Annotated in this window: 14 protein-coding genes; 11 read left to right on the top strand and 3 right to left on the bottom strand. The window is 38.9% G+C overall.

Annotated features, from left to right (window positions below):
* Positions 1-13: 13 nt before the first annotated feature.
* Positions 14-1,045, bottom strand: a complete 1,032-nt coding sequence (locus FVB32_RS12145) for a WD40/YVTN/BNR-like repeat-containing protein (RefSeq protein WP_147744065.1) — start codon at positions 1,043-1,045, stop codon at positions 14-16.
* 72 nt (positions 1,046-1,117) lie between these two features.
* Here FVB32_RS12145 and FVB32_RS12140 point away from each other — a divergent pair, with 72 nt between their 5' ends.
* Positions 1,118-2,329 (top strand): RsmB/NOP family class I SAM-dependent RNA methyltransferase, encoded by a 1,212-nt coding sequence (locus tag FVB32_RS12140; RefSeq protein ID WP_147744064.1) that lies wholly within the window; start codon positions 1,118-1,120, stop codon positions 2,327-2,329.
* A 410-nt stretch (positions 2,330-2,739) separates the two neighbouring features.
* Here the strand turns inward: FVB32_RS12140 and FVB32_RS12135 are convergent, their stop codons facing one another.
* Positions 2,740-4,344 carry a zinc-binding metallopeptidase family protein gene (locus tag FVB32_RS12135; RefSeq protein ID WP_246139882.1) on the bottom strand — a complete coding sequence of 535 codons (1,605 nt, stop codon included), beginning with the start codon at positions 4,342-4,344 and terminating at the stop codon, positions 2,740-2,742.
* A gap of 165 nt (positions 4,345-4,509) precedes the next feature.
* On the opposite strand from FVB32_RS12135, the gene FVB32_RS12130 reads away from it, so the two are divergent.
* The 10 genes from FVB32_RS12130 to FVB32_RS12085 all read left to right on the top strand — a co-directional run bounded on the left by FVB32_RS12130 (position 4,510) and on the right by FVB32_RS12085 (position 20,227).
* A complete protein-coding gene (locus FVB32_RS12130; protein WP_147744063.1) occupies positions 4,510-5,418 on the top strand; it encodes a helix-turn-helix domain-containing protein in 909 nt (302 codons plus the stop codon).
* 88 nt (positions 5,419-5,506) lie between these two features.
* Entirely contained in the window at positions 5,507-6,268 is a 762-nt protein-coding gene (locus FVB32_RS12125) for an SDR family NAD(P)-dependent oxidoreductase (RefSeq protein ID WP_147744062.1), read from the top strand.
* Between the two features lie 397 nt (positions 6,269-6,665).
* Positions 6,666-10,343: a phosphoribosylformylglycinamidine synthase gene (gene purL, locus FVB32_RS12120; protein WP_147744061.1), complete on the top strand. Its 3,678-nt coding sequence runs from the start codon at positions 6,666-6,668 to the stop codon at positions 10,341-10,343.
* A complete protein-coding gene (locus tag FVB32_RS12115; protein WP_147744060.1) occupies positions 10,333-10,788 on the top strand; it encodes a GNAT family N-acetyltransferase in 456 nt (151 codons plus the stop codon). The genes purL and FVB32_RS12115 overlap by 11 nt, the downstream gene beginning before the upstream one ends.
* Before the next feature lie 91 nt (positions 10,789-10,879).
* Positions 10,880-12,652: an AMP-dependent synthetase/ligase gene (locus tag FVB32_RS12110; protein ID WP_147744059.1), complete on the top strand. Its 1,773-nt coding sequence runs from the start codon at positions 10,880-10,882 to the stop codon at positions 12,650-12,652.
* Between the two features lie 134 nt (positions 12,653-12,786).
* Positions 12,787-13,236 (top strand): MarR family winged helix-turn-helix transcriptional regulator, encoded by a 450-nt coding sequence (locus tag FVB32_RS12105; RefSeq protein WP_147744058.1) that lies wholly within the window; start codon positions 12,787-12,789, stop codon positions 13,234-13,236.
* Between the two features lie 13 nt (positions 13,237-13,249).
* Positions 13,250-15,655 (top strand): 3-hydroxyacyl-CoA dehydrogenase/enoyl-CoA hydratase family protein, encoded by a 2,406-nt coding sequence (locus tag FVB32_RS12100; protein ID WP_147744057.1) that lies wholly within the window; start codon positions 13,250-13,252, stop codon positions 15,653-15,655.
* 1 nt (position 15,656) lies between these two features.
* Positions 15,657-16,847, top strand: a complete 1,191-nt coding sequence (locus tag FVB32_RS12095; RefSeq protein ID WP_147744056.1) for an acetyl-CoA C-acyltransferase — start codon at positions 15,657-15,659, stop codon at positions 16,845-16,847.
* Between the two features lie 20 nt (positions 16,848-16,867).
* The gene (locus tag FVB32_RS12090; RefSeq protein ID WP_147744055.1) at positions 16,868-18,679 is read left to right on the top strand and encodes an acyl-CoA dehydrogenase family protein; all 1,812 of its coding nucleotides are present in this window, start codon (positions 16,868-16,870) and stop codon (positions 18,677-18,679) included.
* A 102-nt stretch (positions 18,680-18,781) separates the two neighbouring features.
* Positions 18,782-20,227, top strand: a complete 1,446-nt coding sequence (locus FVB32_RS12085) for a pyridoxal phosphate-dependent decarboxylase family protein (RefSeq protein ID WP_147744054.1) — start codon at positions 18,782-18,784, stop codon at positions 20,225-20,227.
* On the opposite strand, the gene FVB32_RS12080 is transcribed toward FVB32_RS12085, so the two are convergent.
* On the bottom strand, positions 20,220-22,019 hold the full coding sequence (locus FVB32_RS12080) for a glycoside hydrolase family 15 protein (RefSeq protein ID WP_147744053.1): 1,800 nt from the start codon (positions 22,017-22,019) through the stop codon (positions 20,220-20,222). The genes FVB32_RS12085 and FVB32_RS12080 overlap by 8 nt on opposite strands.
* Between the last annotated feature and the right edge of the window lie 20 nt (positions 22,020-22,039).

Here is a 22,039-nt window from a genome sequence, read left to right as displayed (position 1 = left end):
ATCGTCGCTTTTTTTATTTAAAAACCAATTTTGCAATCCTGTTTTTTCCAGCGGCATAGGCGACAGATTCATTCAAAAAACGAATAGTGTAAAAACCTTCTTCACTTAATAGTCTCCAAGTTTCACCTTGATCGTTTGAATATGAAACCCCGGTGAATCCAACTGTCACTATACCTCTCCCATTAGAATTGGGAACAAATTGCACACAACTTTTATAACCAGGTTCTTGCCCATCTGCAACAAGCTTCCATGTTTTTCCGCCATCTTTTGTCAAAATTTTATTTTTAGCGTTGGCGGTGGGTTTTAAATAGTCTCCTCCTGTTCCAAATCCCAAGTTTTCATCATAAAAATCAACAGAATAAATGCCTTCCGTTGGCTCTCCGCTCAATATTGGTGTTTGTTGTATTTCCCATGATTGCCCCTTATCTGAAGAATAATAAACAGTACCGGAAGTAGAAGCTATCCACACCTTATTACCAACAATTTCAATATTGGTATTACTGGCTGCAAATGCCCCTTCTCCTTCTTTTGCTTTTGGCAAAACATTGCAAGAAAGTTTGGTCCAATTATTCCCTCCATTTCTTGTTATAATGATAGATAAACAACCTTCCATACTATCCCCAATAGCAATACCTTCTCTATCGTTCCAAAACTTCATGGCATCATAGAAGACACCTTCGCCTTCTTCCTTATAAACCAATTCCATCTTACCATTTTCACCTGTTTTGTATAACAATGCAGGATTAGCCACCGAAAGCATAAAAAAGTCAACTTTTGTATGTGCTACAGCTCTAAATTCTGGAAGTATTGTATCAAATTTTTGAATATTGGTTCGAACCTTATTTGTTCTAACATCAACAGAACCATAAACTCCATTGCTTCCTGCAAACGCCAATGTTTTATCATCCAAAAATTCAATAGCCCTGATACTTACCGAATCACTGAAAATCGTCTCTATTTCAACTGTTGAAAAGTTTTGCGATTTCTCTTTTTGGGAACACCCAATTACTACCAATGCAATACTAAATATTAGCTTTTTTGCCATTTTATAAGGTTTTTTCAAATGTAATCGGAATCATATAAGAAACCATACCTTTGCATTCCTAAAATTTTCAGGATGCGTTTACACAGAAACCTCGTCTTTGCCGTTATAGATGCCTTGAACCTAATCTTCAATGAGAAAGAATATGCAGACAAGGTTATTGAAAAAGTATTGCGATACGATAAACGCTGGGGAGCCCGTGATAGAGGTTTTATTGCTGAAACTACTTATGACATTGTACGCTGGAAACGTTTGTACACTGAAATTGCAGAAGTACATGAACCGTATTCAAGACCAAATCTGTTTCGATTATTTACAGTTTGGTGTGTTTTAAAAGGTATTCGCTTACCAGATTGGAAACAGTTGGAAGAAACTCCAGAAAGACGTATAAAAGGTAAGTTTGATGAACTATCCAAAATAAGAAAGTTCAGGGAATCAGTTCCAGATTGGCTAGATGAACTTGGAGAGCAAGCCCTTGGAAACAATCTATGGACCAAGGAAATTGCAGCTCTAAATAAACAAGCTGAAGTCATCCTAAGAACCAATACCCTTAAAATCCAGAAAACACAACTTCAGGCTTTGCTTGCCGAAAATGAAATTGAAACCAGTGCCATTGATGGATACCCAGATGCATTGAAACTAAAAGAGCGCAAAAATGTTTTTACCACAGAAGCTTTTGCAAATGGCCTCTTTGAAGTACAAGATGCCTCTTCACAATTGGTCGCTCCATTTTTAGAAGCGCAACCCGGTCAACGTGTTATTGATGCTTGTGCTGGAGCAGGCGGCAAGACCTTGCACCTTGCTTCTCAAATGGAAAATAAAGGACAGCTCATCGCTTTGGATATTTATGAAAGTAAGCTGAAAAAGCTGAAAATACGTACAAGACGTAATGGTGTCCACAATGTAGAGACCAGAGCTATAGACTCTACAAAAGTGATTAAAAAACTACACAATAGTGCAGACAGAGTTTTACTGGACGCTCCTTGTTCTGGTTTGGGCGTGTTAAGAAGAAACCCTGATTCCAAGTGGAAATTGGAGCCCCAATTCATAGAACGAATCATGGGTGTGCAGCAAGAAATTCTTCAGAATTATAGCAAAATGGTCAAAAAAGGCGGGCAAATGGTATACGCCACCTGTTCCATTCTTCCGCAAGAAAACACAGAACAAGTTTCAACCTTCTTAAATTCTGAATCCGGAGAAGGATTTGAATTGGTCAAAGAACAAAACATTTATGCCTCTGAAAGAGGTTATGATGGTTTTTACATGGCGCTCTTAAAAAAATCGTGAAACGTCAAGCCTTTAAATCTCATCAACAACACAATTATCAAGGATTTTTTAAGCGGAAGTACTTTAGAGTATTAACAATACATCCTGATTGACGCCATCCTTAAAGAAGAGTAAAAGAAGTGCAACTATTATTAAAATAATAAGCATCAAATTCGAATGGATAGATTGCCTTACGGATTGGTGATTTTTCTCAAAAACAATTTTCATAGCCTTTCAAATTAAATTCTTTGCCGAAAAATAATCCGAAATACTAAGAAAAACCTTAAAGATTGATACACTTCCCTTTTGAATTGACAGATGGGGATTTGTAAGCCTTTTTCATATTAGGATATTGATATTATAAGCAATCCAAAAATGAAGAGACCATATTATCGACACATGGTTATCATAAAAAAGAAAAAGTAACCCTCCTACTCTTTCAAAGTAGGATATTCTACTCCTAGCTGTTCCAAATATGAATCATATTTAGTTTCATCATAATAAAACTTTTCAAGGGCAGTTCTGAACTGGTCTTGTTTATCCTTGTTTAAATATATGGGCGGCATATCGTTCTCAGAAATCATAGGCTCAAACTTGGTCTCTTTGGTTTGTTCGTTATTAAAATAATCCCAGGCTTGTTTTAAAAGTTCTGGCTTAAGCAGAAAGTCAATAAGGGTCATTGCCTCTACTTTTGCACCTGCTACTACCCCTTTATGTGCTATGGGTGTCGCCATGGCTATGGCATTGCTCCAATGATGTCCTTGCAAGCCAGGAATATTTGAAGGAAAACGCATGGTCACTGTTGGCACTTTCCAAGAGATATCACCAATGTCATCAGATCCACCGCTAATGGGGTCCACCACCGGCAAGCCAATAGTATCTAATTTTATAGCCAATCCTTCAATTTTCTTAGAGCTCACATCCGTTTGTACGGCTTTTGCCAAAGTTTGGTCAGCCTCTGACCAATTGGGCAGTCCTACCTTTTTAATATTCGAATACATGGTCTCGGCAATCACTTTATTAAAATGTCTTGGCCATGCAGCGCCCAAAACTTTAGATTTCATGGTGGTACCTGTCATTAGCGCAGCCCCTTTTGCCATATCATTGGCGGTAGCGTACATATCCATAATACCTTCATATTTAATATCTCTAAAGTAAAACCAGATGGATGCTTTTGAAGGCACCACATTTGGTTGGTCACCAGCATCTGTGAAAATAGAGTGCGAACGACGTAGCGGATGCAAATGCTCTCGTTTATAATTCCAACCGATGTTCATAAGTTCTGCCGCATCCAAGGCACTACGCCCCCGCCATGGAGAACCAGCAGAGTGCGCAGCTTCTCCTTCAAAAGAATACTCTACTGAGATGAGCCCAGTGCCCCGTGCAGGACCGTAACTCACACTCAAATTATTGCTTACATGTGTAAAAATGCACATATCAATATCATCAAATAGGCCATCACGTACGTACCATGCTTTAGCCGCTACCAATTCTTCCGCAATTCCCGGCCAAACAATTAGCGTACCACCAATTTGCTCACGCTCCATGATTTTCTTAACTGCCAAAACAGCTGAAATATTTAAAGGAATACCGGAATTATGTCCTTCCCCATGACCTGGTGCTCCATCTACCATAGGTTTATGATAGGCCACTCCGGGGTATTGTGATGCTTTAGGAATACAATCAACATCACTGCCAATGGCAATTACTGGGCCGTCACCATTACTCCATTTTGCAAACCAAGCAGTGGGAATACCCGAAATAGAATTTTCAATGGCAAATCCATTGTCTTCTAGAATACCGGTAAGGTATTTAGAGCTTTCAACCTCTTGAAAACCAAGTTCGGCAAAGCTGAAAATTTTATCTACCATCACTTGGGCCTGCTTTTTATCAGCTTCCACCAAAGCAGCAACCTCAGTTTTCAGTTTAGCAATTTTAGATTTTGAATAGGTTTTTTGACCATAAACCAATGATACTCCCATTGTAAGGGTCAACACAAAAAATAGGCCTCGTAAAGCGTGGTAATTAGATTTCATAGAGTTGGATTTGAATTAGCAAACTATCCTTCTAAAATACTAAATATTAGGATGAGCAGAATCATCATTCCTATTTTATTCATGTTTCCTCAAAAAGGCAGTTTAGCTAGTATCGTTTTAAAAATTACATTTTAACTCTTTGTTTGATTTTCATAAATTTGATTTATGGCAAAGAAAAAGACCTTAGAAAATTTTTATTCAGAATCGGGCAACCAAGTTCCTGAAAGCTTAAAATCTGGAATAGGTCATTTTAATGTATTCAAATTGGATGAATTTGCTGGTCCCAAGGCAAAACCTATGCCCTTTAACCGTAGGGAGTATTTTAAGATAAGTTTGGTCACTGGTAAAAGCAGGGTTCATTATGCTGATAAAATTGTGAATGTGGACAAGCATGTTTTTGTCTTTTCCAATCCACAAATACCGTACAACTGGGAGCAAATTGATGAGCAGCTTACTGGCTATTTCTGTGTATTCACAGAAGCCTTTTTCCATCAGTATGGGAATTTACTTGGTTACCCCGTTTTTCAACCTAGTGGTCATCCAGTTTTTGAATTAACGGATGATCAAGTTGACTCGTTCACGCCTGTTTTTAAACGAATGTTTGCCGAAATCAATTCTGATTACGCCTACAAATATGATATTCTTCGAAACCTGGTTTTCGAGCTGATTCATTCCGCAATGAAACTTCAACCTGCCAATCTTGCTTCCAACATGCATTCTAATGCCTCAGAGCGAATTTCCTCATTGTTTACAGAGTTATTGGAAAGACAATTCCCCATAGAAAGCCCAACCCAACGAATGCAATTACGTTCGCCTGCGGATTTTGCAAAACAGTTGGGAGTTCATATCAACCATTTGAACAGGGCTTTAAAAGAAACCATGCAAGAAAGTACTTCTATTCTTATTGCAGAAAGGGTTGTAAAAGAGTCCAAGATTCTGATTCGACACACGAATTGGAACGTTTCTGAAATTGGACATTCCTTAGGGTTCGAAGAAACAGCGCATTTTTCAAATTTCTTCAAGAAACATACCTCCTATTCCCCTCTTAAGTTCAGAAAAGCAGAAATTATTTGATTTTTACAAATATTGGATTGGTCTTCGCAAATAAATCATTGCCATAACAAAGAACTTTGTGGTGTTCAAAAATTAAAACTGAAAACACATGAATACTACAAAAATTGCATTGATAACTGGTGGCAGCCGAGGATTGGGTAAAGACATGGCCTTAAACATTGCCAAAAAAGGATTGAATGTTGTGATTACTTACAATTCAAATGAAGCGGCAGCACAGGACACCTTAAAGGAAATAGCCGCATTGGGAGGTAAAGGTATCGCACTGAAACTAGATACTAGGAAGGTGGGTGCTTTTCCAATTTTCAAAGAACGATTGGTTCAAGAGCTTGATGAACAATGGAACACCAATAAGATTGATTACTTAATTAACAACGCTGGTTTTGGATACAACGCCTCCATAGCGGAAACAACAGAAGAAGGCTTTGATAATCTGTTAAATGTACACTTGAAAGGTGTTTATTTTTTAACCCAAATCTTATTCGATGTTATGAACGATGGTGGAGGAATCATTAACATCTCAACTGGTTTGGCACGTTTTTCTTTCCCTGGCTATGCAGCCTACGCTGTTATGAAAGGAGCCATTGAGGTGTTTACACGCTATTTGGCCAAAGAATTGGGGGAACGAAAAATAAAAGCTAATACCGTTGCGCCTGGTGCTATCAATACCGATTTTAACAAAGAACGTTTTGAGCAAGCTCCACAAGTAGTGGATATGATTGCCTCCTTAACTGCCCTTGGTCGTGTGGGAGAAAGCGAAGATATTGGCAGTGTTATAGCCTTTCTGTGTACTGAAGATGCCAAATGGGTAAACGGACAAAGAATAGAAGCTTCTGGCGGAATGTTCGTTTAGCGCAGCAGTGAAGCGATTAATCTACGCAAAATATGCTTGACGCCATTTAATATTTCTCTATCCTCTTCCAATCCCAAAAAACAAAGTATTAATGCCATCAAGCACACAACAATTAGGAATCTCAAACTTTTTCGAAGCAGTCTTCTAAAATCAGGGGGCTGTTTTTCACTATTGTTGCGCTTAATCACATGACAAGTTTTCCTGAAGTTAATTTGTACTCAATTCAGATAGTCATCTAAATTCATGAATGACCTTTAAAAATGGACAAGTAAGGCTTTCAGCTTGATTGGCAAATCTATCAACACCCATAGTTAACAACTCCCCTATTCCATATCATAAAATCCAAGGTAAACTTGTAAATTTGCATTTTCTTAATCCGTTCAACAACTAGGCTGATATGATTCATTTCTTTGGAGATGTGGCGACAAAAGTGTTCGCAGTCCAAACCGCTCAAGAAATTGCACCAAAAGACATTGAAAAACTAACATGGTTGTTCGGCAACCAACCTAAGATAAATATGGCGTCTCTTGACGCCTTTTTTGTTGGTCCCCGTGCCGCTATGGTAACACCATGGAGTACCAATGCCACAGAGATTACCCAAAACATGGGGATTGAAGGAATCATCAGAATTGAAGAATTCCATGCCGTTAACGAAACCCATACTGATTACGATCCGATGCTCTTTCAAAAGTATGATGGACTTGGTCAAGATATTTATACCATTAGCGTAACTCCAGAACCCATTTTGGAGATTGAGGATATTGCCGGATATAATGTACAAGAGGGTTTGGCTCTAAATGAAGATGAAGTAGGCTATTTGGAAAACCTTTCCCAAAAGTTGGGGCGAAAATTGACAGACTCTGAGGTTTTTGGCTTTAGCCAGGTGAATTCAGAACATTGTCGACATAAAATTTTCAATGGCACTTTTATTATTGATGGACAGGAAATGCCTTCGTCCCTCTTTAAATTAATCAAGAAAACATCAGAAAAACATCCAAATGATATTGTTTCTGCCTACAAGGACAACGTAGCCTTCATAAAAGGCCCTAAAGTGGTTCAGTTTGCACCAAAAAGTGCTGATAAGCCAGATTTTTACGAAGAAGAAGAATTTGAGTCCGTATTGTCTTTAAAAGCGGAGACCCATAACTTCCCGACAACAGTGGAGCCTTTTAATGGCGCGGCCACAGGTTCCGGTGGTGAAATCAGAGATCGTTTAGCTGGCGGTAAGGGCTCATTACCTCTTGCTGGTACTGCCGTGTATATGACGTCCTATTCCAGATTAGAAGAAAACAGGCCTTGGGAATATGGAATGCCAGAACGAGAATGGTTGTACCAAACTCCTATGGATATTTTAATCAAAGCTTCCAATGGAGCTTCTGATTTCGGAAACAAATTCGGACAACCTCTCATTTCTGGTTCAGTACTTACTTTTGAGTATAAAGAAGAAGCGCGCCGACTAGGGTTTGACAAAGTTATTATGCTTGCCGGAGGTATTGGATATGGAAAAGCGGAGCAAGCCTTAAAAGATATACCTCAAAAGGGAAACAAAATTGTGATTCTTGGGGGTGATAATTACCGAATTGGCATGGGCGGTGCTGCAGTGTCCAGTGCGGATACAGGTGAATTCAGTTCTGCCATTGAGTTAAATGCCGTACAACGTTCCAACCCAGAAATGCAAAAACGGGCTTCCAACGCTATCCGTGGAATGGTGGAAAGCCATGACAACCCCATCGTTTCCATTCATGATCATGGCGCAGGCGGCCACCTCAACTGTTTATCAGAATTAGTGGAGGAAACCGGAGGTAAAATCAACACGGATAAACTTCCGGTAGGAGATCCAACACTATCTGCAAAAGAGCTTATCGGAAATGAATCCCAAGAACGTATGGGATTGGTGATTGGAGAGGAAGACCTAGATCTATTGGATAGAATAGCCGCTAGGGAGCGTTCACCCATGTACAATGTTGGTGAGGTAACCGGTGACCATCGTTTTACTTTTGAGTCGCAAAAATCTGGTGAAAAACCAATGGATTTGGAGTTATCCGATATGTTTGGAAGTTCTCCTAAAACCATAATGGATGATAAAACGGTTAAAAGAGATTATGATGCTCTTACATATACTTTAGAAAATTTTCATGATTATCTGGAAAACGTATTGCAATTGGAAGCTGTTGCCTGTAAGGATTGGCTAACAAACAAAGTTGATCGCTGTGTAGGTGGCCGCGTAGCCAAACAACAATGCGCAGGTCCATTACAGTTACCATTGAACAATTGTGGTGTAATGGCCATGGATTTTAAAGGAAAGGAAGGTGTTGCCACTAGTATAGGACACTCCCCTATTTCAGGTTTGATAAACCCTTCTGCAGGAAGTAAAAATAGTATTGCGGAAGCGTTGACAAATATAGTCTGGGCGCCGTTAAAAGATGGTCTGCACTCCGTTTCCTTATCCGCCAACTGGATGTGGCCTTGCAAAAATGAAGGTGAAGACGCCAGATTATACGAAGCGGTAAAAGCAGTATCTGAATTTTCTATTGAACTGGGCATCAATGTCCCAACAGGAAAGGATTCGCTTTCCATGAAACAGAAATACAAAGATGGTGATGTAATTTCCCCAGGAACTGTAATTATTTCTGCAGCCGGAAACTGCAACGATATTACCAAAATTGTTGAGCCCGTTCTTCAAAAAGATGGTGGGGATATCTACTACATCAATATATCAAAAGACGAATACAAATTAGGTGGTTCTTCATTTGGACAAATCCTCAATGGTATTGGTAATGAAACTCCTTCTGTATTAGATTCAGGCTACCTAAAACTGGTTTTCAATACGGTACAAGAGCTAATCAAAAAAGGTCAAATCCTTGCAGGACATGATGTGGCTTCTGGAGGATTAATTACTACCCTTTTGGAAATGTGCTTTGCGGATACACAATTAGGAGCTGAGCTCGATTTGTCAAGTCTAGGAGAAACAGATACCATCAAACTATTGTTTTCGGAAAATGCTGGAATCGTGTTTCAATCCAAGGACGCCTCCATTGAAAAAACACTTTCAGATGCAGGCATTGACTTTGAAAATATAGGTTCCGTAGCTTCTACGGACATGTTGAGCATCAAAAATAATGGAATAGAGATAGGGCTTAATGTTACTTCACTTCGTGATACATGGTTTAAGACATCATATCTTCTGGATGATAAACAAACTGCAAATGGTTTGGCCAAAGACCGATACGATAATTATAAAAATCAACCTCTATCTTATAATTTTCCGGAAAGTTTCACCGGCACATTATCATCTAGAGTTCCATCAGAAAACAACCGACCTAAAGCGGCTATTCTACGTGAAAAGGGAAGTAATTCGGAACGTGAAATGGCAAATGCCATGTATTTGGCCGGTTTTGATGTAAAGGATGTTCACATGACCGATTTAATTTCGGGTAGGGAAACACTGGAAGACATTCAATTTATTGGTGCTGTAGGCGGTTTTTCCAATTCGGATGTTTTAGGGAGTGCAAAAGGATGGGCAGGTGCCTTCAAATACAATGAAAAGGCCAACAAAGCGCTAAAAGACTTCTTTGCAAGACCTGACACTTTATCCGTAGGCATCTGTAATGGGTGTCAATTGTTTTTGGAGTTGGATATGATCAATCCAGAACATGAACAACTTTCAAAAATGACTTACAATGCTTCTGGAAAGCATGAGAGTAATTTCACTTCTGTAAAAATTCAAGAAAACAATTCTGTTATGCTCTCTTCATTGGCGGGCACCACTCTAGGGGTGTGGATTTCCCACGGTGAAGGAAAATTTAATCTTCCCCTTTCAGAAGAAAACTATAGTATCGTTGCCAAATACGGATATGAAGGATACCCCGCAAATCCAAACGGCAGCGATTACAACACGGCGATGTTATGTGATAAAACTGGTAGGCATTTGGTGACTATGCCACACATAGAGCGTTCCACTTTCCCGTGGAACTGGGCACATTATCCAAAAGATAGAAATGATGTTGTTTCCCCATGGCTTGAGGCTTTTGTGAATGCAAGGGAATGGATAGAAAATGTAAATAATGACCATTAGAAAAGCTCAAAAAGAAGATGTTTCCGTAATTGTGCAAATGATTGCCAATGATAAACTGGGCAAACTTCGTGAGGATTATAAATTGCCTCTACCGGAAAAATACCTTAAAGCTTTTGATAATATAGACCATGATCCAAATCAGGAATTGGTGGTAATTGAAGACGAGTCTGGAAAGGTCATTGGAACATTACAACTAAGCTTTATTCAGTATTTAACCTACCAAGGAGGTATTAGAGCCCAAATTGAGGCTGTTCGTGTACATGAAGCCTATCGCGGAAAAGGAATTGGTAAAATTTTATTTCAATGGGCCATTGAGCAATCTAAGTTGAAAGGCGCTCATGTAGTACAACTGACTACCGACAAAAAGAGACCCGACGCTTTGGAGTTTTATAAAACACTCGGATTTGTAGCTTCCCATGAAGGAATGAAATTGCATTTGCTATAAGATTACCAATTATTTAGGGGGCTTTTTGAATAACTGATTTTAAAATCCCGCTTCCTTTCCCTATTTTGCAATTACTTTACAGAAACTTACTATGCAAACAGTTACCAGACTTTTTGATTTTCCATATTATCAATTGGAAAAATTCCCCCTTGAAAAATCACTTGTTACCAAATATGATGGTAAATGGGTTGCAACCTCAACAAGGGATTATATCGATCAGGCCAATGCCATTAGTCGGGCGCTTTTAAAAATGGGGGTGAAACCCAACGATAAAATTGCTGTAATTTCCATGACCAATCGTACGGAATGGAATATCATGGATATTGGAATTCTGCAGATAGGTGCCCAAAATGTTCCTATTTACCCCACCATTTCAGCATCCGATTATGAATATGTATTAAACCATTCAGAAGCTAAATACTGTTTTGTTTCCTGCTCTGAGGTTTTAGAAAAAGTATTGGAAGTTACTCCAAGGTTAAAGAAATTAAAAGATGTGTATTCTTTTGATGGACTTGCAAATTGTAAAAACTGGAAAGAAGTTTTGAACCTCGGAGCGGACAATTCCAGCCAAGACGAAGTAGAAAAGTTAAAAGCTGCTGTTCAACCTGAAGATTTGGCTACTTTAATCTATACCTCAGGTACTACAGGAAGACCAAAGGGAGTTATGCTTTCCCATGATAATTTGGTGAGCAATGCCATAGAAAGTTCAAAACGATTCCCCATAGTGGATGGAGAGACCAAATCGCTAAGTTTCCTTCCACTTTGCCATGTTTACGAACGCATGCTGATCTATTTATATCAATTTAGGGGTGTTACTATCTACTATGCAGAATCCCTTGAAAAAATAAGTGACAATCTGAAAGAAACAGAACCCCATGTGATGACTGCGGTTCCCCGATTATTGGAAAAGGTTTATGATAAAATAATTACCAAGGGCACGGAACTTAGTGGTATAAAAAAGCAGCTTTTCTTTTGGGCAGTAGAAGTAGGTCTAAAATACGAACCATACGGTAAAAATGGTTGGTGGTACGAGCGGAAATTGGCCTTGGCCCGAAAACTTATTTTTAGCAAGTGGAAAGCTGGTCTAGGAGGAAATCTAGCTCTAATTGCGTCAGGGAGTGCAGCCTTGCAACCAAGATTGGCCCGTATTTTTAATGCAGCGGAAATGGGTGTTATGGAAGGTTACGGCTTAACTGAAACCTCACCAGTTATTTCTGTAAATGATATGCGAGCTAATGGTTTTAGAATTGGTACAGTAGGAATCCCCATAGACAGAACCGAGGTAAAAATTGCTGAAGATGGTGAAATCTGTATCAAAGGCCCCCAGGTGATGATGGGTTATTACAAAGATCCAGAAAAAACAGCCGAAGTAATTATTGACGGTTATTTTCACACGGGTGATATTGGCGAGGTGGATGCAGATGGGTTTCTAAAGATTACAGATCGTAAAAAGGAAATGTTCAAAACCTCTGGTGGTAAATATGTCGCACCACAATTACTTGAAAATCGATTTAAACAATCTCGTTTTATTGAACAGATCATGGTAGTAGGTGAAGGGGAAAAAATGCCTGCAGCACTTATTCAACCAAATTTTGAGTTTTTATATGAATGGGCAGAACGACATAAGATTACTTTCGGTGAAAATTCAGACATCATCCTAAACGATAAAGTCATCTCTCGAATACAAGAAGAAGTGGATTCGGCAAATGAAGAATTTGCTAAATGGGAAAAAGTAAAACAGTTTAGATTAACTCCGGATGTCTGGAGTGTAGATGATGGTCATTTGACCCCCACGATGAAGCTACGCAGAAAAATAATTAAGGAAAAATACTTAAGTCTTTATAATAGTATTTACGAATATTAGAGAAAGAATAATCCAAGCTATAAACCCAAGCCTACAGAACCGTAGGCTTTTCTTTTTTTAAACCTATTTATTTCTCAAATTTATTATGCATGCATAATAAATTTTCATATATTTGATCACACCAAACCTCTTCTATGAAAGATTTGACCATTGATTATGCATTGAGGGCCACGTGGCAGGCTGTTATAAAAATGTATAACGAAGAAGCAAAAAATTATGGCCTTACAATGGCTATCGGTTTTACGCTACTTAGTATTGATCCTAAAAAGGGCACTCCAAGCACTGCTTTAGGGCCTAAGATGGGTATGGAGGCCACAAGTTTGTCAAGAATTTTAAAGAGTATTGAAGAGAAAGGTTACATTCAACGGAAGCCAAACCCAAAAGATGGAAGGGGCGTGTTGATCCATTTAACTGCCTTAGGGTTGGAGAAACGAAAAGACTCCAAAGATGTAGTACTGCGGTTTAATGAAGTAGTAAGGGAACATGTTACCGATGAAGACCTTGTAGGATTCTTCAAGACCACGGAGATAATAAACAAACTTATTTCCGACAAAAAAATATATATAAAAACAACTGCTAATTAATTTAAGTATATAAATGAAAAGGCATATCAATAAAGTTGCCGTTATCGGTTCTGGTATTATGGGCAGTGGCATAGCCTGTCATTTTGCCAATATTGGAGTTGAGGTTTTATTGCTCGATATCGTTCCAAGAGAACTTAACGAGAAAGAAAAGGCTAAAAAACTGACCTTGAATGATAAGGTTGTTAGAAACCGTTTGGTCAATGATTCTTTGACAGCAGCCTTAAAATCAAAACCATCCCCTATCTATCATCAAAAATTTGCAAATAGAATTACTATAGGTAATCTTGAAGATGATATTTCAAAAGTCGGAGAGGTAGATTGGATCATTGAAGTGGTTGTAGAACGGTTAGATATTAAAAAACAGGTTTTTGAGAACTTGGAGAAATATCGCAAGCCCGGCACGTTGATTACATCGAATACTTCAGGTATTCCCATAAAATTTATGAATGAAGGAAGAAGTGACGATTTTAAAGAACACTTCTGTGGAACACATTTCTTCAATCCTGCCAGATATCTAAAACTTTTTGAAATTATTCCTGGCCCTGAGACGTCTCTAGAAGTATTAGACTTTTTGAATAGTTATGGGGAACAATACTTAGGAAAAACATCTGTTATTGCCAAGGACACACCTGCCTTCATAGGAAATAGGATTGGTATCTTCAGTATTCAAAGCTTGTTCCATGCGGTCAAGGATTTAGGGATGACGGTGGAAGAAGTGGACAAACTTACCGGCCCGGTGATTGGAAGACCAAAATCTGCTACGTTCCGTACTGTGGATGTTGTAGGCTTGGACACTTTGGTGCACGTAGCAAATGGAATTCACGAGAATTGCAAGAATGACGAGCGCATTGAACTGTTCAAATTACCAGGTTTCGTCAATACCTTGATGAAGAACAAATGGCTAGGTAGCAAATCAGGTCAAGGTTTTTACAAAAAAGTGAAAGGTGACAACGGCAAAAGTGAAATTCTCACTTTGGATTTGGACACTATGGATTATCGTTCCAAAAAAAGTGCAAAGTTTGCCACTTTGGAACTTACAAAAACCATAGACAAAGTTGTTGACCGTTTTCCAGTATTAACCTCAGGAAAAGATAAGGCCGGAGAATTTTACAGAAAAAGTTTTGGAGCACTGTTTGCATATGTATCACATAGAATTCCAGAAATAACAGATGAGCTATACAAGATAGACGATGCGATGAAAGCTGGATTTGGATGGGAACATGGACCTTTCCAAATTTGGGATGCCGTAGGATTGGAGAAAGGACTGGAATTTATTAAGGCGGAAGGTTTAGAGGCAGCTTCTTGGGTTACTGAAATGAAAGAGTCTGGCATTGACACCTTCTATTCCGTTAAGGATGGTGCTACTTATTTTTATGATATTCCTAAAAAGGCTGTTGAGAAAATTCCAGGACAAGATTCGTTTATCATACTTGATAACATAAGAAAATCCAACGAAGTCTATAAAAATAGCGGTGTAGTAGTGGAAGATTTAGGTGATGGAATACTGAATCTGGAATTTCAGTCTAAAATGAACACCATAGGAGGTGATGTTTTGGCTGGATTAAATAAAGCTATTGATATCGCCGAAAAAGATTTTCAAGGCTTGGTTGTTGGTAATCAAGCTGCTAATTTTTCTGTAGGCGCAAATATTGGTATGATTTTCATGATGGCAGTGGAACAAGAATACGATGAGCTGAATATGGCCATAAAAATGTTCCAAGATAGCATGATGCGAATGCGATATTCCTCCATTCCTACCATTTCCGCACCACATGGCATGTGTTTAGGCGGTGGTTGTGAGCTTTCTATGCATGCTGACAAAGTAGTTGCGGCAGCAGAGACCTATATAGGGTTAGTAGAGTTCGGTGTTGGGGTTATCCCAGGCGGTGGTGGTTCCAAGGAAATGGCACTTAGAGCATCCGACACTTTTAGAAAAAATGATGTGGAGTTAAATGTCCTTCAAGAATATTTCTTGACCATTGGTATGGCAAAAGTGTCCACATCAGCATATGAAGCTTTCGATTTAGGAATTCTTCAAAAAGGAAAAGATGTAGTGGTTGTAAACAAAGACCGACAAATTGCAACAGCTAAGGCTCATGCCAAGCTAATGGCAGAAGCTGGGTATACCCAACCACCTAAAAGAAAAGATGTAAAAGTACTAGGAAAACAAGCTTTAGGTATGTTCTTGGTTGGAACAGATTCGATGGAAGCTGGACACTACATTTCAGAGCATGATAAGAAAATAGCCGATAAATTAGCTTATGTGATGGCTGGTGGTGATTTATCCGAAGCCAGTTATGTTTCCGAACAATATCTTTTAGATATAGAACGCGAGGCATTCCTTTCTCTTTGTACCGAGAGAAAAACATTGGAAAGGATTCAGCATATGTTGAAAACAGGTAAACCTTTAAGAAATTAGAATGAAAACAGCATATATCGTAAAAGCATATAGAACCGCAGTAGGTAAAGCACCAAAAGGATTGTTCAGATTCAAAAGACCTGATGAATTGGCTGCTGAAACTATTGAGCACATGATGAAGGAGCTGCCTCAGCTCGATAAAAAAAGAATTGACGATGTCATTGTAGGAAATGCAATGCCAGAAGCTGAGCAAGGTCTTAATATGGCCCGTTTAATTTCCTTAATGGGTCTAAATATTGATGATGTTCCAGGCGTTACCGTCAATAGATACTGTGCCTCTGGATTAGAAACCATCGGCATCGCCACAGCTAAGATTCAATCAGGTATGGCAGATTGCATCATTGCAGGTGGTGCGGAAAGTATGAGCTATATTCCAATGGGGGGATATAAGCCAACTCCAGATTATGCCACTGCCAAAGATGGTCATGAAGATTATTACTGGGGAATGGGCTTAACTGCGGAAGCCGTAGCAAAACAATTCAAAGTTTCTCGTGAGGATCAAGATGTATTTGCCTATAGCTCTCATATGAAAGCACTAAAGGCCCAAGAAGAAAATCGGTTTCAAGACCAAATTGTTCCCATAGAGGTAGAACACACTTTTGTGAACGCAGCAGGAAAAAAAGAAACCAAAACATATACTGTAAAGAAGGATGAAGGCCCAAGAAAAGGCACTAACATCCCTACACTCAACAAGCTTCGTCCAGTTTTTGCAGCAGGTGGAAGTGTAACCGCAGGAAATTCATCTCAAATGAGTGATGGTGCGGCCTTTGTAATGGTGATGAGTGAAGAAATGGTAAAAGAATTGAACCTTGAACCCATCGCACGCTTAGTAAACTATGCTGCAGCAGGAGTTGAACCAAGAATTATGGGTATAGGCCCTGTAAAAGCTATTCCAAAAGCTTTGAAACAGGCAGGAATGAAACAAAGCGACATTGAGTTAATAGAACTGAATGAAGCATTTGCATCGCAATCTTTGGCGGTCATTCGCGAATTGGATTTAAACCAAGAGCTTGTAAATGTTAATGGAGGAGCCATCGCATTGGGCCACCCACTGGGCTGCACCGGAGCAAAACTCTCGGTGCAACTGTTCGATGAGATGCGGAAGCGAGATATGCAAGGAAAATATGGAATGGTAACCATGTGCGTTGGTACAGGACAGGGCGCAGCGGGTATCTATGAATTTTTGAATTAGAATGAATAAATAGTAATGCTATGAGTACTGACACCCTAAATAAAGACATCCTACGAGGAGGCCAGTTTCTGGTAAAAGAAACCAGCTGTGAAGACATTTTTACCCTTGAAGACCTGAGCGAAGAACAAAAAATGATGCGTGAAAGCACCAAAGAATTTGTAGACAGAGAACTTTGGGCGCATTGGGAACGTTTTGAGAAAAAAGATTACGCCTATACCGAAGAAACCATGCGTAAAGCTGGGGAATTAGGCCTGCTAAGTGTGGCCGTCCCCGAATCTTATGGTGGTATGGGAATGGGTTTTGTTTCTACCATGTTGGTATGCGACTATATTTCCGGTGCCACTGGTTCTTTCAGTACTGCTTTTGGAGCTCATACCGGTATTGGCACTATGCCTATCACGCTATATGGAACAGAAGAACAAAAACAGAAATATGTACCCAAGCTAGCTTCGGGAGAATGGTTTGGAGCCTATTGTCTAACCGAACCTGGAGCAGGTTCTGATGCAAATTCAGGCAAAACCAAGGCAGTGCTCTCTAAAGATGGAAAACATTATAGCATTTCTGGGCAAAAAATGTGGATTTCAAACGCAGGGTTCTGTAATCTCTTTATCGTTTTTGCACGAATTGAAGATGATAAAAATATTACTGGCTTCATTGTAGAAAATGACCCAGACAATGGAATTACATTGGGGGATGAAGAAAAAAAATTGGGTATCCACTCCTCCTCTACCCGTCAAGTGTTTTTTAGCGAAACCAAAGTTCCTGTGGAAAACATGTTGTCTGAAAGAGGAAATGGGTTTAAAATAGCCATGAATGCATTAAATGTAGGTAGAATCAAGTTGGCTGCCGCATGTTTGGAAGCACAAAGACGCGTAATTAATGAAGCAACGAAATATGCCAACGAACGCATCCAGTTTAAAACGCCCATAATAAATTTTGGTGCCATAAAAGCAAAAATTGCAGATATGGCAACCAACGCATATGTAGACGAAGCTGCTTGTTACCGTGCTGCTAAAAATATTGAAGATAGAATTGCAATCAGGGAGGCTGAAGGAAATTCACATCAGGATGCTGAACTTAAGGGTGTAGAAGAATATGCCATTGAATGTTCTATTCTAAAAGTGGCAGTCTCGGAGCATGTTCAACACACTACGGATGAAGGCATTCAAATTTTTGGTGGAATGGGCTTTAGCGCAGATACTCCCATGGAATCGGCATGGAGAGATGCCCGTATATCCAGAATTTATGAAGGAACCAATGAAATAAACAGAATGTTGGCAGTAGGGATGTTGGTAAAGAAGGCCATGAAGGGTCATGTAGATTTACTAGGGCCAGCAACAGCGGTTGGAGAGGAATTGATGGGAATCCCTTCTTTTGACACTCCAGACTTTTCTGAGCTTTTCGCAGAGGAAAAAGATTTGGTTGCTAGGTTGAAAAAGGTGTTCTTGATGGTTGCCGGAAGTGCAGTTCAAAAGTTTGGACCAAGTTTAGAGGAACATCAAATGTTGCTAATGTCTGCCTCAGATATTTTAATTCAGATTTATTTGTCAGAATCCGCTATCTTACGGACTGAGAAAAATGCAAAAAGATTTGGAGAAGAATCTCAAAGTACGCAAATTGCAATGTCTAAACTTTATTTGTTTAGAGCTGTTGATATCATCAACCAAAAAGGTAAAGAAGCCATTGTTTCTTTCGTAGAAGGAGATGAACAACGAATGATGCTTATGGGACTAAAACGTTTTACGAAATATACAAATCAACCCAATGTCGTGGCACTCCGTACGCAAATTGCGGACAAAGTAGCTGCGGATAATGGGTATACCTTTGACTAATTCAAATGATGCTGAAACAAAGCTGATTTGGAACCGCTCCTTTTGGAGCGGTTTTTTCTTGCTTAATTTTGACGATTTAGGCTTTCGACATACCTTTATTCAATGAATAAAAGCTTACTTAATTCATTATACTCGGCTGAAGATTTTAAAGATACCGGATACAAACTAATTGATTTGTTGTCTGACCATATTCAAAACACAACCACAGGTAAAAATGAGAGTACCATTCGCTGGAACGAGCCGGAAAAAGAACTGAATTTCTGGAAAAACTTTCTTGAAAATGGGGATGAAAAAGACTTTTTTAAAGAAATTCTAAATAGAACCACCCATATTCATCATCCAAAATATATGGGACATCAGGTGGCTCCCACAGCACCCCTAACGGCTTTAACCGGAATGCTAAGCTCAATACTTAACAACGGTATGGCCGTTTACGAAATGGGCATGTCTTCCAATGCCATAGAACGTATTGTTACCGAAAAACTATGCGAGAAAATAGGTTATGACCAGCACGCAAGTGGTTTTTTAACCTCTGGTGGAACCTTGGCTAACCTTACTGCCCTACTATCAGCTAGAAAAGCAAAAGTTGAGCATGATGTATGGAATGAAGGCTCTACTGAATCTTTGGGTATAATGGTTTGTGAAGAAGCTCATTACTGTGTAGATAGAGCCGCTAAAATTATGGGCTTGGGCGAAAAAGGCATTATCAAAGTCCCTTCCGATGAAAATTTTGCAATGGACACGGACAAAATGGAAGCTTGTTACAAAAAGGCCCAATCACAGGGAATCAACATTTTTGCTATTGTTGGGAGTGCTCCCTCTACAGCTACTGGTGCTCATGATAATTTGGAAGATATTCAAAAATTCGCTCACAAAAACAACCTGTGGTTCCATGTTGATGGCGCTCATGGAGGCGCTGCTATATTTTCTAAAAAATATAAAAGATTGTTGAAAGGTATTGAAGATGCCGATTCAGTAGTCATTGATGGGCACAAAATGTTGTTTATGCCGGCCATTACAACTGCGCTACTATTTAAAGAAAATAATAATTCTAGGCATACTTTTAGTCTTAGAGCGGACTATCTAATGGATGCTCCGGAGGAGGATGAATGGTTTAACAGCGGCAAAAAAACCTTTGAGTGCACCAAAAACATGATGGCCATTCATTGGTACATTGTATTAAAGTTATATGGAGAAGAGGTGTTTGATGAATTTATCACCCGCCAATATGATTTGGCAAAAGATTTTGCAGAAACCATATCCCATGAACCCAATTTTGAGTTAGCCACTGAACCAATGTCGAATATTCTGTGTTTTAGATATATAGACGATAAGCTCACTTTACAAGAACTGAATATGCTTAATCAATCGATAAGGCAACAATTACTTGAAGAAGGGGAATTTTATGTGGTGCAGACCAAATTGAATGGAAAACACTACTTGCGGACTACCTTAATGAATCCTTTTACTACACTAGAGCATTTAAAACTGCTTTTAACAAACATTAAAAGCAAGGCAGAAAAGCTACTTATAAGAAAATCTAACTAATAGACTCTAAAATCTTTTCTTCGCTCTTTTTGCGTGAAAAATTAATGGCACATTCAATTAGCGCCAAATGGGAATACGCTTGAGGGAAATTGCCCAGCAGTCGTTTTGTTTTAAAATCAATATCCTCACTAAACAGCCCTAAATGATTGCTATAACTGAGCAAACGTTCAAAATGAGCTAAAGCTTTTTCCTCTTCGCCTATCTTAAAAAGGCTGTTTATAAACCAGAATGTACAGATGGTAAATGAGGAGGACGGCAATCCAAAATCATCTTCATTTTTATAACGATACAATAGTCCATCATTACTTAAGTCCTGCTCAATAGCTTTTACCGTACTTACAAACTTTGGGTCTTTCGCATGAATAAATCCATAAGACTCCATTAATAATACAGAGGCATCTAAATGGTTAGATCCGTAGGATTGAACAAAAGCATTTACATCACTGTTCCAGGCATGCTCGTGAATGTCTTCCTTCATTTCTTGTTCCAAGGCCGTCCATTTTTCAATTTTGCGGTCCTTTCCAAAAATCTTAGCAACTTTTATTGCCCTGTCCATTGCCACCCAACATAATACTTTTGAGAATGTAAAATGCCTATCTTCTCCCCTAAACTCCCAAATTCCTTTGTCGGGTTCTCTCCAGTGCTTGCTCACAATCCAGACAATACCTTTGGTAATGCTCCATAGCTCTTCACCATTTTCAATGTCGTTGCTAAACTTCACCAATTGCTCATAAATCACATCCATTAAAATACCATAGATGTCGTTCTGTTTCTGTTTGTAGGCAGCATTTCCAATTCGTACAGGTTTAGAACCCCGATATCCCTCCAAATGTTCAAGGGTTTTCTCCGTTAGGTTCTTTTCCTTATTAATGCCATACATAATTTGGAGTTTCTCGTCCTTATCTGGCATCAAATCAATAATAAACTGTAAGTATCTTTTGGCTGATTTTTGATGTCCAAGTTCTGAAACAACCTTAATAACCATTGATGCATCACGTATCCAGCAAAAACGATAATCCCAATTACGAACCTCGCCAATTGTCTCTGGCAATGAAGTTGTAGCCGCAGCTAGAACTGCTCCCGTTTTATCATAGGTCAACATCTTAAGCGTAATTGCACTTCGTATGATTTGCTTGTAGAATTTTTTATACGTTGGAGTTCTGTCCACCCAATCCAACCAATAAATTTTGGTCCGTTCCAACTCCAAAGACATTTTCTCCGTAGTGGGTTTTAATATTTTCTCATTGTAACAAATCAAGAAGTATCCATCTTCCTTCAAGGTTATCTCACTTCCATCCAAAACCTCCTCTTTATTAAAAGATGTGTACAAAAAGAGGGTGTCAAATTTTTTCTTGCTTGTAAGACTGACTATAAAATTTGTCTTTGCATGATTGGTAGTCTGTCCTTGGGCATATTCCAATTTAGGATCATAATGAACGCTAAATTTTGGGGTTCCGGAAATATGCTTCACATAACGCACAATTTCGGGAGGTGCGTTGTATTTTCCTGTTAATTTATGATATCGAGGCATAAAATCATGCACTTCAAAAGTATTCTCTCCATCAGAGTACCTCGTAACCAATATTGCCGTATTTCTATGATATTCTTGACTGATTTCATAGTTATATCTGGCATTGATTTCAAAGCTTCCACCATTTTTATCATCCAATAGCTTTGCAAATACTGAGGTGGAATCAAATTGAGGTAAACAGCACCAATCCAAAGAGCCAGTATCAGAAATTAATGCAGCGCTTCTGCAGTTTCCAATTATTCCGTAATTTAGGTTATCCATAATAAGGATTTGTATTTCTG

It is taken from the genome of Flagellimonas hymeniacidonis (assembly GCF_008040165.1).
Taxonomy (GTDB): domain Bacteria; phylum Bacteroidota; class Bacteroidia; order Flavobacteriales; family Flavobacteriaceae; genus Flagellimonas; species Flagellimonas hymeniacidonis.
This window is presented reverse-complemented; position numbering and strand designations above follow the sequence as displayed.